Genomic DNA, 13,114 nt, shown 5'->3' with positions numbered 1-13,114 from the left:
TGAAATTAAGAAAGGGCGCCATTTTGGCGCCCTTTGTCGTTATGGCGGATTACAGCGGCGTTGGTCGCGGCGGGCACCGATCGAGCAGCTCCACGCTGCCGTCTTCGTTTTGCTGTTCTAGGATCACGTCGAAGCCCCACAGGCGGTGCAGGTGCTTCAACACGTCGCGACGGCTTTTATCCAACGGCGCACGCTCCTGTGGGATATAACGCAATGTTAGCGAGCGGTCGCCGCGCAGGTCCACGTTCCAGATCTGAATGTTCGGCTCGTGATTGCTCAGGTTGTATTGTGCAGACAGCTCCTGACGGATCGCCCGGTAGCCGGCCTCGTTGTGGATCGCGGCAATTTCCAGATAGTTGTTGCGATCGTCGTCCAGCACGGTGAACAAGCGGAAGTCGCGCATCACTTTGGGCGACAGGAACTGGCTGATAAAGCTCTCGTCCTTGAAGTCGCGCATGGCGAAGTGCAGTGTCTCCAACCAGTCTTTTCCGGCGATGTCCGGGAACCAGTAGCGGTCTTCCTCGGTCGGTGATTGGCAGATGCGCTTGATGTCCTGGAACATGGCGAAGCCCAGTGCATAAGGGTTGATGCCGTTATAGTACGGGCTGTTGTAAGGCGGCTGATACACCACGTTGGTGTGGCTGTGTAAAAACTCCAGCATAAACCGCTCGGTCACACGGCCCTCGTCGTACAAATGGTTGAGGATGGTGTAGTGCCAGAAGGTGGCCCAGCCCTCGTTCATCACCTGAGTCTGTTTTTGCGGGTAGAAATACTGGCTGACTTTGCGCACGATGCGTAACACCTCACGCTGCCAAGGTTCCAGTAGCGGTGCGTTCTTCTCGATAAAATAGAGGATATTTTCCTGCGGTTCGCTTGGATAGCGACGAGCCTGCTCCGGCGACTCTTCGCGCTCGACGCGTGGCAGGGTCTTCCACAGCGTGTTCACCTGGCTTTGCAGATATTCTTCGCGGCTTTTCTGGCGCGCTTTCTCTTCCACCAAGGAGATTTTCTGCGGGCGTTTGTACCTGTCGACGCCGTAGCTCATCAGTGCGTGGCAGGAGTCCAGCAACCGTTCCACTTCTTCTACGCCGTAGCGTTCTTCGCACTGGCTGATGTAGTGACGGGCGAACAACAGATAATCGACGATGGAACTGGCGTCGGTCCAGCTGCGGAACAGATAGTTATTCTTGAAGAACGAGTTGTGGCCATAGCAGGCGTGTGCCATCACCAGCGCCTGCATGGTGATGGTGTTCTCCTCCATCAGGTAGGCGATGCAGGGATTGGAGTTGATGACGATTTCATACGCCAGCCCTTGCTGGCCCTGTTTGTAGCGCTGTTCGGTTTCGATGAACTTCTTGCCGAAGGACCAATGGGTATAGTTGATCGGCATGCCGACGCTCGAATAGGCGTCCATCATCTGCTCGGAGGTGATCACCTCGATCTGATGGGGGTAGGTGTCGAGCCGGTAATGCTTGGCGACGCGGTCGATCTGCTCCAAATACACCTGCAGCAGTTCGAACGTCCAGTCCGGTCCATCGCTCAGACGTTTATCATCCTTAACCTTTTCATGTGTTGAAGTAGTCATCAGCGCACCCTCATTATTCACGGGTCTTGCTCAAACGGCAGACCCTGTAACAAGCATAGTTCAAGTCATAATTAATCATTGCAAATCAGTGAAATAAAAATGCCGGTACGCAAAGGCGCGAACGGCGCTCAATTCGACGCCCGTCCTGGCAGAAGGCGGCACAGCACCGCGCGTCTTCTCCGAGTATAGCCCTGCGGCAAGGGCGTGCAACACATGCCTGTTGTACGACAGGGATTGAAAGTTGTTATGTTATATTGTAACTTTTCATTTTCTCAATAACGGACAAGGAGCGCATTTTGGCGAGGCATTTTGGCAAAGTGGCGGTGGCGCTGGCAGCGCTGTTTATCAGCGGGCAGGCGTTTGCCCACGGGCATCATTCACATGGCAAGCCGCTGACGGAAGTGGAAAAAAAGGCCGAGGCGGGCGTGTTCGACGATAAGGACGTCAAAGATCGCGACCTGGCGGATTGGGAGGGTGTGTGGCAATCCGTGTACCCTTACCTGCTCAATGGGGATCTCGATCCGGTGTTCAAGAAGAAAGCGGCGCAGGATAAGAGCAAGACCTTCGCAGAAGTGAAGGCGTATTACCGTAAAGGGTACGCCACCGATGTGGATACCATCGGTATTGAAAACGGCGTCATGGAGTTTCACCGCGGCGACCAAGCCAGCGCTTGTCAGTATAAGTACGCCGGGCATAAGATCCTGACCTATGTCTCTGGTAAAAAGGGCGTGCGTTATCTGTTCGAATGCCAGGAAGCCGGCAGCGTGGCGCCGAAATTCGTGCAGTTCAGCGATCACATTATCGGCCCGCGCAAATCGGCGCATTTCCATATCTTTATGGGCAACACCTCGCAGGAAGCGTTGCTGAAAGAAATGGATAACTGGCCGACTTACTACCCATTCCAACTGCAGACCAAAGAAGTCGTGGACGAGATGCTGCATCATTGATGCCCCCCGCTCCCGCGACCCCAAGCCCGCTTAGGTGGGCTTGTCCTCAGTCAAACGGTCTGACTTGCAGATAATCGTCCGTCACTTCCATTTCAAACAGCGTTTTATCCGCCAGCAAGGTCGCACGCATTCGTTCCCGGGCTTGCCGGTAGCGTTCATCCAACTGAATATCACCGGCGCTTTCCCATGCGACTCGGCTTGGCCATTGCGCATAGCCGATAAACTGCCCGCTCACATCCTGATGCAGGCGCGAGCCCAGGCTGCCGCGCTGCAGATAGATACCTTGGGTCAATTCAAGCCAGGCCTGGCGAAAGGCGTGTTCGTGCCCGGTTTTGACTGAAAATTGGTAGATGGCGATGAACATAAGGCGTTCTCCACGATAGCGACAGTGTGAACTTTAGGCGTTGCTTCTGGCGTTAACGTTCATATCGTGCTGCAGCGTTAATGTAAACGGGCGGGCTAAGGGCTCGGGTGTTTTATTCCAGCACTGAAAGCAAGGTTAACGGTAGCTGTAATTTTACGCGATTTTTCTGCTGCGGAGGGAGGGGGCTCTCTTTGTTTGTTATGTTGGAATTTTTTATTTTATTGGTTTTTTGTTCTGCTTATGTATTGGCTGGTATTTTTATATTCTGTTAAATCAATGTTGCTTATTACGCCTTTTTTGATTGCTATCATTGATAGCATTGCTATCTATTCAGCGGCGGTTTGACGCCATAGGCCCCTCTAAACCGCATCTTATCGCTATTTTCAGGTGGCTATTGCAAATGCATGACCTATCGACGATAAATTAATTGTGAATATTGTCACGTTTGATGACGAAGTTGTTGGACGGATTTTTTCACTGAGTTAATTTCCTGTGAGCAGAAGATTATGCTTTGTGAAGCCTTAGGCTGGAGTCAGCGATGCGAGTGGTAATTTTAGGTAGTGGAGTGGTGGGCGTAGCCAGTGCCTGGTATTTGGCGAAGGCGGGGCATGAGGTGACGGTGATCGATCGTCAGCCAGGCCCCGCACTGGAAACCAGCGCTGCGAACGCTGGGCAGATCTCACCGGGCTATGCCGCACCCTGGGCGGCGCCGGGTGTGCCGCTTAAGGCCATCAAGTGGATGTTCCAGCGCCATGCGCCGCTGGCCATCCGTCTCGATGGCAGCAGCTTCCAGCTGAACTGGATGTGGCAGATGCTGAAAAACTGCAACACCGAACACTACATGACCAACAAAGGCCGCATGGTACGTCTGGCGGAATACAGCCGCGATTGTATCAAGGCGCTGCGTCAGGAAACCGGTATCCAGTACGAAGGTCGCCAGGGCGGCACGCTGCAGCTGTTCCGCACTCAACAACAGTTCGAAAACGCCGCGAAAGACATTGCGGTATTGGAAGATGCCGGCGTGCCTTACCGATTGCTGGAAGCCGGCCAACTCGGTAGCGTCGAGCCGGCGTTGGCGCAGGTGGCGCACAAGCTGACCGGCGGCCTGCAGTTGCCGAACGACGAGACCGGCGATTGCCAGCTGTTTACGCAACAGTTGGCGAAGATGGCAGAGCAGGCGGGCGTAACCTTCCTGTTCAACCGCGGCGTCGATCGTCTGCTGGTTGAAGGCGACAAGATCGCCGGCGTCCAGTGCGGCGAGGAAGTGTTTAAGGCCGACAGCTATGTGGTGGCGTTCGGCTCGTACTCCACGGCGCTGCTGCGCGGCCTGGTGTCCATTCCGGTTTACCCGCTGAAGGGCTATTCGTTGACCATTCCTATCACCGACGAAGCGGCGGCGCCGTTCTCTACGGTATTGGATGAGACGTATAAAATCGCCATCACGCGTTTTGACCAGCGCATTCGCGTCGGCGGCATGGCGGAGATCGTCGGTTTCAATACCCAGCTGGAGCAAAAACGGCGCGAAACGCTGGAGATGGTGGTGCGCGATCTCTACCCGAACGGCGGCAGAGTGGAAGAGGCGACGTTCTGGACCGGCCTGCGGCCGATGACGCCGGACGGCACGCCAATTGTCGGCCGCACTTCGCTGAAGAACCTGTATCTCAATACCGGGCATGGCACGTTGGGCTGGACGATGGCCTGCGGCTCCGGGCAGTTGTTGTCCGATCTGATGTCCGGCATTACGCCGGCGATCCCTTCCGATGACCTGGCGGTGGCGCGTTACAGCGCCGGGTTTCGCCAGCAACACGCGGTTCCGCTGAACGACGTGCATCCCGCACGTTAATCGTCGACGTTGTCATAGACTTTTCCGGCCACGCGCAGGCGCGCGTGGCCGCTGTACGCTGCCCCAAGGAGAACCGATGCCCCGTCCGATAACCGCCACGATGCATCTCGGCGCGATTGAAAATAACCTGCAGGTGGTGCGCCGTTTCGCTCCCGGCGCCAAAGTTTGGGCGGTGGTCAAGGCCAACGCCTATGGCCACGGCATCAAACACGTTTGGCGCAGCATGGCGCAAACCGACGGCTTCGCCATGCTGGATCTGGCCGAAGCGGTGCTGCTGCGCGAGTCGGGTTGGCAAGGGCCGATTCTTCTGCTGGAGGGATTCTTCCAGCCGCAGGATCTGGCGTTGCTCGACCGTTATCGCCTGACGACGGCGGTGCACAGCGACTGGCAGCTGTCGGCGATCGCCGACGCCACGCTGAACGCGCCGCTCAATGTCTATCTGAAAGTGAACAGCGGCATGAATCGGTTGGGGTTCGCACCCGATCGGCTGCATGAGGTGTGGCGCAGGGCGCAGGCGGTTGCCAATATCGGCGAGCTTACGCTGATGAGCCATTTCGCCACCGCCGACGGCCCGGAAGGCGTGGCCCAGCAGATGGCCACTATCGAGGCAGCGGCAGTCGATATACCGTTGCCGCGCTGCCTGGCCAACTCGGCCGCCACGCTGTGGCACCCTTCGACCCACGGCAGTTGGGTCCGCCCTGGGATTGTTCTCTATGGCGCTTCGCCGAGCGGTTGCTGGAATGATGTTGCGGGGACGGGGCTGCAGCCGGCGATGACGCTGAGCAGCGAGATCATCGGCATTCAGCAACTGAAGTCTGGCGATCGCGTGGGGTACGGCGGCCGTTACAGCGCCGCCGGCACGCAGCGTATCGGCGTGGTGGCCTGCGGTTACGCCGACGGCTATCCGCGTCATGCGCCGACCGGTACGCCGGTGTGGGTTGACGGCGTGCTGACGCGCACCCTGGGAACGGTGTCGATGGATATGCTGGCGGTGGATCTGACGCCCTGTCCACAAGTCGAATTGGGCGCCGACGTGGAGCTGTGGGGGAAACGCCTGCCGGTGGACGAGGTGGCCACGGCGGCAGGAACGTTGGGTTATGAGCTGCTGTCGGCGTTAGCGGCGCGGGTGCCGGTAGTCACCGAAGCCTGAGCCGCGGCTCAGGCGACTTTTTTTATCTGCCCTTTAATCTGCTTGCTGAGCCGCCGTGCGTGCAGCGCCAGCAGGCAGCCCGCCAGCATGACCAATGCCAGCGACAACTTCGGCTGCAACGGCAACGCCATCGCCACCAGCCCCAGTGCGGCACCGCCGGCCATCTGTACGAAACCGACCAGCGCGGACGCGACGCCTGCCTCATTGGAGTACGGCTCCAACGCGTAGCTGGTGGCCGGACCCATCACGAACGCCAACCCGGCGCAGGCGCTGGCGACCGGCAGCATATACGCCAGCCAGTGCGCTTGCGCCGCCGCGGGCAGCAGCATGACGCCCAGCAGCAACCCCAGACAGCCCAGCCCCATCAAAATGCCGCCGGTCGCCAGGCAAACCGGACGGCCTACCTTGTGGATGATGCGGTTGGCGAAGAAGCTGACCAGCATGATCCAGAAACCGTTGGCGCCGAACACCAGCGAAAATTGCAGCGGGGTCAGGCCGGCGGTGCCCATTAGCACGTTCGGTGCCAGGGAAACGTAGGTCAGCGCCATGCCCATCGCCCCGGAGTTCACTACCGCAAAGGAAAGGAAACGCCGTTCGCTGAGGATGCGCGCATATTGGCGTACCGGCAGCCCCTTGACCGGGACGGTGTCGGCAGGGCGGGTTTCCGGCAGGCGCAGCGCGATGAGCACCAACACCAGCAGCGCATAACCGACCAGGAACCAGAAAGGAGCTCGCCAGCCGAAGGCTTCGGCGAGCAGGCCGCCGAGCAGCGGCGCCAGCGCGGGGATGATGTTCAGCGTGCCATTGAGAAAGCCGAAGGCGCGGGCAGCGTCGTCACCATTCAGGCGGTCGCGCACGCCGCTGAAGGCGACGACGGCGGTGCAGCAAACCGCCACCCCTTGCAGCAGACGCGAAGCGATGAAAAGCGTCGGGCTGGTAGCCAGCGCCGCCATCGCGGCGCCGATCATGTAGAGGATAATGCCGGCCAGCGCCACCGGCTTGCGGCCATAGTTATCCACCAGCGGGCCGGCGATGACCTGGCCGAGGCCGAGCACCAGAATAAACAGTGAAATGGTGGATTGGATCAGCGCTTCGCTGCTGCCCAGGCCGACGGCAATGGCGGGAATGGTCGGCAGGTAAAGATCGATGCCTAATGGGCCGAGCAGCACCAGGCTGAGAAGCATAAACAGAAACTTTTGCATAACAGGAAAGGCACGTCCGAGTGACAAAGAGGGCTAGAGTAGAGACTCCGGCGACAAATGAAAAGGGGCAAAGCGGGTCAGCGCTACGCCCCCTGGCGGTAATAGAGCGCCGAGACGGCATCGGCCACGTAACGGGCCTGGTGGCGAGCATCATCCAACGCACGGTGCGGCATGCCTTCGAACGGGCGTGTCTTTTTGGGGTTAAAGCCGTGAAGTTCTGCCAACGTGATCACCGTGCGCACGTCCTGAGTATCCCAGAATTTCCACGGGCAGGGCATTTCCAGCTGCTGGAAGGCGTGTTCGAGGATCGCACAGTCGAACTCTTTGCCGTTGCCCCAGACTTTCACCGTATCGGTGCTGTTCATATGGATAAAGCGGCTGAGGCTGCTCAACACGCGTTTCAGGCTCTCGGTGCCGCCGAAGGCCTGTTTGCGCGCTTCGTCGGACTGTTTCGCCCACCAGGCAACCGTATCCAGGCTGATGGTACGGCCCGGTTGCTCTTTCTGGCAACTGACGGCGGCTTCGAATTCGGCGCCCAGTTCCCCGGTTTGGGGATCGAAAAACACCGCCGCAACCACCAGAATGACGGCGCTGGGTTTTGTGTCCAGGGTTTCAATGTCTAACATCAGATGGTGCATCGGCGTTTCCGGTGGTAGGCGTGGTGGCTTAATATTACTACAGAACGTGCGCCGATGCGGGCCGATGCGCACATGAAATCCTTTTAAAGCGCCGCGTTCAGGTTATGATGCTCGGGATACTCTTATCAGGTTGGTCGTTATCGGTGAGAACGCTTATCTTTATTCTGTGCATGGTCGGCTACTTGCTGTTGCTGGGCTACCTTAGCATGTTCGTCACGGACAAGATCTGTGAGAAGGCGGGCAACTTCACTAAAATATGCCGCGTCGTAGACATTTCCGAACCTCATATCCCTAAGTAGCAGTCTGTTTACCCCAGATAGTCGGTGGTAATCAACGGGGTCAGGATGGCCGCCAGCGCCATGAGCGCTCCCCATTGCCGCCAGCCCAGCCGCGCCAGCCAGTCATGTCGCTGCGGCGGCGTGGCCAACTGCCCGACGGCCACGCCGCCGGTCAGCAGCAGCGTCAGAATCAGCAGCACCAGGCCGCGGCTCACCAGCGTGAACTCGACATGCAGCACATTGGCGTAATAGAGGCGCATCAGAATAAAATAGCTCAGCAAGATCCAGGCGAAAACGACGTTCTTCCTGAGTACCTGCTGCAGCATCAACGCGATGAACAGGCTGTGAAAAAGCGACAGTAGCGGGGCCTCGATCGGATGCCGAACGCAGACGTTGTAGACCGCCATGTAAATGTTGAAAACCAGCAGGATATAGATCACGTAAATATACCAGCCGTAGATGACTTTGAGCTTTTTCGGGTTCGGCGGCAGGGAGAGTGCGTCCGGTTTCATTAATGCCTCCTGATGATGCCATGCAAACGCTGCGGTTGAAGACGACGCGGCGACATCGTAATTTTAAATCCACTGGGTATATATCACCCGTGCGCTAAATGACAATTAAACGCATGAACGGCTTTATTTCCGCGTTGACCTGGAACTCTTTGGCGCTTGCGGGGTCGATTAGCGTGCGAATGTCTGGCGGTTTTCCCACCACAATGGAAGACGTAATACATTGATATGAGAGATTATAAAAACACTTCTGGCACAAAAATCCTGCTGCTGTTCAGCCTGACATTTTACACACTGTTGCCACCGTTGTTGACGACGGCCGTGTTCAACCGTTTCAATCTTAATCCGTTCGCGATCGTCAAATTTTTTCACTTTAACCCGTTTTTGGCCGATCGGGGCATACCCAGCTATCAGACTTTCTTCTATTTGCTGATGCTATGGTTGGGGTTCAATGTTTTGCTCTGGCTGCTGGTGTGGGGGGGAGGGCGACTGTATCAGCGCTGGCGAGCGCCGCGCGGCTGATAGTTTTCCAAAGGGAAAAAGTTGCGTGGGGAAATGACTTTACATTCAATAATGAGACGTATTATCATTTGTTTCGCCGGTGAGGGGAAAAGGGTTGTCTCCTTCTGTGCCCCCCGATCCGGCACGACATTGCTCACATTGCTTCCAGTTTTCATGCCAGCCTTGCGCTGGCGTTTTTTTATCCCTCGCCCAAAACCACGACGTCGGTGGTCAGCCTCATTTCATTAACACGATTACTTAAAAGCCACCGCGCGGCATGGGGGGCGTTAGAACAGCGAAAACAGCAACACGACCGGCAGGCTCAACGGCCAGGTTAACCCGATGGTCACTGCGCTGATACAGCGAATTTTGACGGTGTCCCGGCTAACCAGGTAGGTGAAAACCATAGAAACTAAAAGACCAATAAAATAACAGTATTGCGTTGCAACCCACAGCGGCGACATGAAACCCGATCCCAATTGTATTTTTACGCGCGAATTCTAGGAGCTTGGCGGGGGATAATCAATGACCAAAGGCCGTTTATTCAAACCTTTATTCATAAGGACGCATAATTCATTTCTATAAAGAACGTGGGGTTATTAACGGCTTTACGTTTATTACCAAAAGAAATCAACAGTATAGTTACCGGTAACATTCTGCGTCAGGCAAGCCATCGTTTTGGAGGAACTCCGCTGAGCAGTAAAAGGGCCTGTGAGGGGGGGAAAAGCGATGAGTCTATAATTCATAAAAATTAATGATGTATTTGCGGCAAAAAGGCTGAGGTGAAGTGCCGTTGTCCGTTCGCGAGCCCTTTAAGCGTCGGTTTTAGCGCATCGTAACGATGCGCCGCTGACGAGTCGGGAAGAGGGATTGTTGTCGTTGTAGGTTTAATGAATGTTAAGACCGTAGACGAACAGCCACGAAAACAGCAGCGCCAGCAGGCATGCCATAAAAACGATGGAGATCATTTCCTTCACAACTTCATTCCTTTTCCCGTGAGTCAAATTTACTTCTCTTTGTTTTTGCGCGAAATTTTAGATCGTCATGGGTAAAAATCCTAGTTTTAATCCCGTTTTTTTCTCTGGCATTGCGGCGTAAGCCGCGTCGATAGGCCGTGGCGACGCCGGAAAAGCAGGGGACGTTAACTCGTCGTAGCTATTGCTGAACGCTGTGGGGCTGACTATATAAAATAGGGACTGTGTGACGTCGAAGGCAGCCAGGCGTGTCTCTTAAGGGGGGCCGTTCATCTGTCTACGGCGCTTTCCTATGAGATGAGGAGTCGGCAATGAGCACAAAACCCACTATCGTGCTGGTACATGGATTCTGGGGCGGCGCCGCGCACTGGAGTAAGGTTATCATCGAGTTGTCACGCAGGGGCTATTCGGCGATTCATGCGGTAGAAATGCCGTTGACCTCGTTGGCTGAGGATGCGGAACGTACGCGTAAGATGGTCGCGCAGCAAGCGGGACCGGTAGTGTTGGTAGGGCACTCTTACGGTGGTGCCGTGATCACGGAAATGGGCAACCAGCCTAACGTGGTTGGCCTGGTCTACATCGCCGCGTTTGCGCCGGATGCCGGTGAAAGTGCCGGCGGTATTACGCAAGCGCATCCTCCTGCGGCAGTCGAGAATTTGACCCCGGACAGCGACGGTTATCTGTGGATCAAAACCGACAAGTTTCACGAAAGCTTTTGCCAGGATCTGACCGCCGACGAGGCGCTGGTGATGGCGGTGGCGCAGAAGGCTCCGCTGGCTGATACCTTTGGTAACACCCTCGGTGAACCTGCCTGGAAACATAAACCGTCATGGTATCAACTCTCCAGCGACGATCGCATGATAGCCCCGGAGAATCAGCGACGTATGGCGCAGCGGCTGCAGCCTAAGAAAGTGATGGTACTCAATGCCAGCCACGCCTCGCTGGTCTCTCACGCCGAGGAGGTGGCGAGTTTGATTGACGAAGCGGCCGGTTCGCAATAAAGCAAGAGCCGAAAGGTTCTTCGGAATAAAAGGTGACAGACTATTCCTCCGCTGCCTATTACGCCGGGCTAAAGAGCCGGCGTAATAGGGGCCCATTAAGGATAAACGCTGATATCGCTATCGATATTAATGATTAACAGCATCATCAGCACGACGGCGGTGGCAATAATGGCGTAGATGTCTGCCTTACGCATATCGCCTTAACGCCCGTTAACCCCGATCATTTCTATTGCCGCACGATGCAGCCTCTGAAAATAATCATCGGGCTGTTTTTCTATCTCCTGGATAAGGCTGGCGAGCAGGTTCTGTTTGGTTATCGGCTTGTTGGCGGTCAGCACCAGAAGCACGTTTTTGCCGAGCAGGCAGCATATTTGCTTATGGTATTCATCAACGTCGTGTTTGTTGAGGCCATAGAGGGTGTAGTCGATCATGATGTTTAACCTGCTGACAGGTAGATGCCCGCCGCAGCGGGCTGAGAAGCCATAGAAAAATAAAATGAGGCAAATTTCGCTTAGGAAAGGTCTTAAGCGATGGGATAACGATAACTGAATGGGAATATTCCTATCAAGCCGTGTGGACGTGGAGGCGAATGTTTAGGAATAACCTCAGAAGAACAAATAATAGAGAGGGTCGTTCTGGGGAACGCGACTTATTATTGACATTGTTATTGTGTAAAAAACAAACACGGATGATGTAAATATAATGCGGAAAAGAAACAGCCGGAAAACGGCGTTTTCCGGCTGTGGTGACATTCACGCGATGTTATTCACACGGTCTGCTTGCGAAACAGTTCGCGGAATACCGGATAGATATCGTCCGGTTCGCGGATATGCTGCATGGCGAAGTTGTCGAACTTCGCCTGCAGATCCTCATATTCACGCCACAGCGTTTGGTGAGCGCGGCGAGTGATCTCTATGTAGCTATAATAACGCACCATCGGCAGGATCTTCTTCGCCAACAGTTCATGGCACAGCGGTGAATCGTCGGCCCAGTTGTCGCCGTCCGAGGCTTGCGCGGCGTAGATATTCCATTGCGCCGGGTCATAACGTTCTTCGACGACGTCGTTCATCAACTTCAGCGCACTGGAGACGATGGTGCCGCCGGTTTCCTGTGAATAGAAGAACTCCTGTTCATCCACCTCTTTTGCCTGGGTGTGATGGCGAATATAGACCACCTCAACGTTTTTGTAGGTTCGGCTCAGGAACAGATAAAGCAGAATGTAAAAACGCTTGGCCATGTCTTTGGTCGCCTGATCCATCGAACCGGACACGTCCATCAGGCAGAACATCACCGCCTGGCTCGAGGGCTCCGGCCGGCGCTCATAGTTTTTGTAGCGCAGGTCGAAGGTATCGATAAACGGCACGCTTTCGATTTTCTTGCGCAGTTCGGCAATTTCTTTGCGCAGCCGCTCCTCTTCCAGCAATTGCACGGGTTCGGTGTTTTCCAACTGGGTCAGCGCGTCTTCCAACTCGTGCAACGCGCGTCTTTTACCGGCGGTCATGGCGGTACGCCGCGCCAGCGAGTTCTGCAGCGAACGCACGACGCTGATGTTGGCCGGCACGCCGTTGGCGGTATAGCCGGCGCGATGGGTTTTGAACTCGGTCAATTGCTTGTACTGATTCTTCTTCAAGTTGGGCAGGGCGAGATCCTCGAACAAAAGATCGAGATACTCATCTTTGGATATCTGGAAGACGAATTCATCCTGGCCCTCACCGTCCTGACTGGCGTTCCCTTGGCCGCCGCCACCGCCTGCGCCGCCCTGAGGCCGCTCAACGCGATCGTTCTGCACGAAGTGGTCATTGCCCGGGTGAACGCGATGGCGAGTGCCGCCGCGCCCCTGATGAAACATCGGTTCGTTGATATCGTCAGTGGGGATGGAGACCGACTCCCCGCTGTCTACGTCGGTGACCGAACGCTTGTTGATGGCTTCGGCAATCGACTGTTTGATTTGCGACTTGTAACGGCGCAAGAAGCGCTGGCGGTTCACCATGCTCTTGTTTTTGCCGTTCAGCCGTCGGTCAATGAAATAGGCCATACTTCCCCCAAACGACGTTGCCAACTTTTCATGTCCCGGTCGCGGCAGCGCAATGTGCCAGCCCCTCCGTGGGCTGCGCTGCAACGT

General features: G+C 55.9%; 12 protein-coding genes. 4 read left to right on the top strand and 8 right to left on the bottom strand.

Annotation, left to right across the window (positions count from 1 at the left end):
* Positions 1–49: 49 nt before the first annotated feature.
* A complete protein-coding gene (locus FOT55_RS19105) occupies positions 50–1,585 on the bottom strand; it encodes a SpoVR family protein (RefSeq protein ID WP_025303106.1) in 1,536 nt (511 codons plus the stop codon).
* Positions 1,586–1,881: 296 nt separating this feature from the next.
* Here FOT55_RS19105 and zinT point away from each other — a divergent pair, with 296 nt between their 5' ends.
* On the top strand, positions 1,882–2,532 hold the full coding sequence (gene zinT, locus FOT55_RS19100) for a metal-binding protein ZinT (protein WP_147823887.1): 651 nt from the start codon (positions 1,882–1,884) through the stop codon (positions 2,530–2,532).
* Positions 2,533–2,578: 46 nt separating this feature from the next.
* Here zinT and FOT55_RS19095 read toward each other — a convergent pair whose 3' ends face one another.
* Positions 2,579–2,896: an antibiotic biosynthesis monooxygenase family protein gene (locus FOT55_RS19095; RefSeq protein ID WP_025303104.1), complete on the bottom strand. Its 318-nt coding sequence runs from the start codon at positions 2,894–2,896 to the stop codon at positions 2,579–2,581.
* A gap of 538 nt (positions 2,897–3,434) precedes the next feature.
* On the opposite strand from FOT55_RS19095, the gene FOT55_RS19090 reads away from it, so the two are divergent.
* Positions 3,435–4,739, top strand: a complete 1,305-nt coding sequence (locus FOT55_RS19090) for a D-amino acid dehydrogenase (RefSeq protein ID WP_049295776.1) — start codon at positions 3,435–3,437, stop codon at positions 4,737–4,739.
* Positions 4,740–4,815: 76 nt separating this feature from the next.
* On the top strand, positions 4,816–5,889 hold the full coding sequence (gene dadX, locus FOT55_RS19085) for a catabolic alanine racemase DadX (RefSeq protein WP_043143003.1): 1,074 nt from the start codon (positions 4,816–4,818) through the stop codon (positions 5,887–5,889).
* An 8-nt stretch (positions 5,890–5,897) separates the two neighbouring features.
* Here dadX and FOT55_RS19080 read toward each other — a convergent pair whose 3' ends face one another.
* From FOT55_RS19080 to FOT55_RS19055, 4 genes are all read right to left on the bottom strand, one after another.
* Positions 5,898–7,091 (bottom strand): multidrug effflux MFS transporter, encoded by a 1,194-nt coding sequence (locus tag FOT55_RS19080; RefSeq protein ID WP_025303101.1) that lies wholly within the window; start codon positions 7,089–7,091, stop codon positions 5,898–5,900.
* 83 nt (positions 7,092–7,174) lie between these two features.
* Complete coding sequence (locus tag FOT55_RS19075; protein WP_060433215.1) at positions 7,175–7,729, bottom strand: 3'-5' exonuclease; 555 nt, start codon at positions 7,727–7,729, stop codon at positions 7,175–7,177.
* Positions 7,730–8,036: 307 nt separating this feature from the next.
* Positions 8,037–8,519, bottom strand: coding sequence for a hypothetical protein (locus tag FOT55_RS19065; protein WP_025303100.1), 483 nt, complete (start codon positions 8,517–8,519; stop codon positions 8,037–8,039).
* A 785-nt stretch (positions 8,520–9,304) separates the two neighbouring features.
* A complete protein-coding gene (locus tag FOT55_RS19055) occupies positions 9,305–9,481 on the bottom strand; it encodes a GhoT/OrtT family toxin (RefSeq protein WP_025303098.1) in 177 nt (58 codons plus the stop codon).
* Positions 9,482–10,302: 821 nt separating this feature from the next.
* Here FOT55_RS19055 and FOT55_RS19050 point away from each other — a divergent pair.
* Positions 10,303–10,992, top strand: a complete 690-nt coding sequence (locus tag FOT55_RS19050; protein ID WP_043142997.1) for an alpha/beta hydrolase — start codon at positions 10,303–10,305, stop codon at positions 10,990–10,992.
* A gap of 200 nt (positions 10,993–11,192) precedes the next feature.
* On the opposite strand, the gene FOT55_RS19045 is transcribed toward FOT55_RS19050, so the two are convergent.
* Both FOT55_RS19045 and FOT55_RS19040 read right to left on the bottom strand, forming a co-directional pair.
* On the bottom strand, positions 11,193–11,423 hold the full coding sequence (locus FOT55_RS19045) for a hypothetical protein (protein WP_004932237.1): 231 nt from the start codon (positions 11,421–11,423) through the stop codon (positions 11,193–11,195).
* A 335-nt stretch (positions 11,424–11,758) separates the two neighbouring features.
* On the bottom strand, positions 11,759–13,027 hold the full coding sequence (locus FOT55_RS19040; RefSeq protein WP_004932234.1) for a YeaH/YhbH family protein: 1,269 nt from the start codon (positions 13,025–13,027) through the stop codon (positions 11,759–11,761).
* Positions 13,028–13,114 lie beyond the last annotated feature (87 nt).

The organism is Serratia bockelmannii, assembly GCF_008011855.1.
GTDB classification, from domain to species: Bacteria; Pseudomonadota; Gammaproteobacteria; order Enterobacterales; family Enterobacteriaceae; genus Serratia; species Serratia bockelmannii.
The sequence above is the reverse complement of the archived record's forward strand: the minus strand, read 5'-3'. Positions and strand labels throughout refer to the sequence as shown.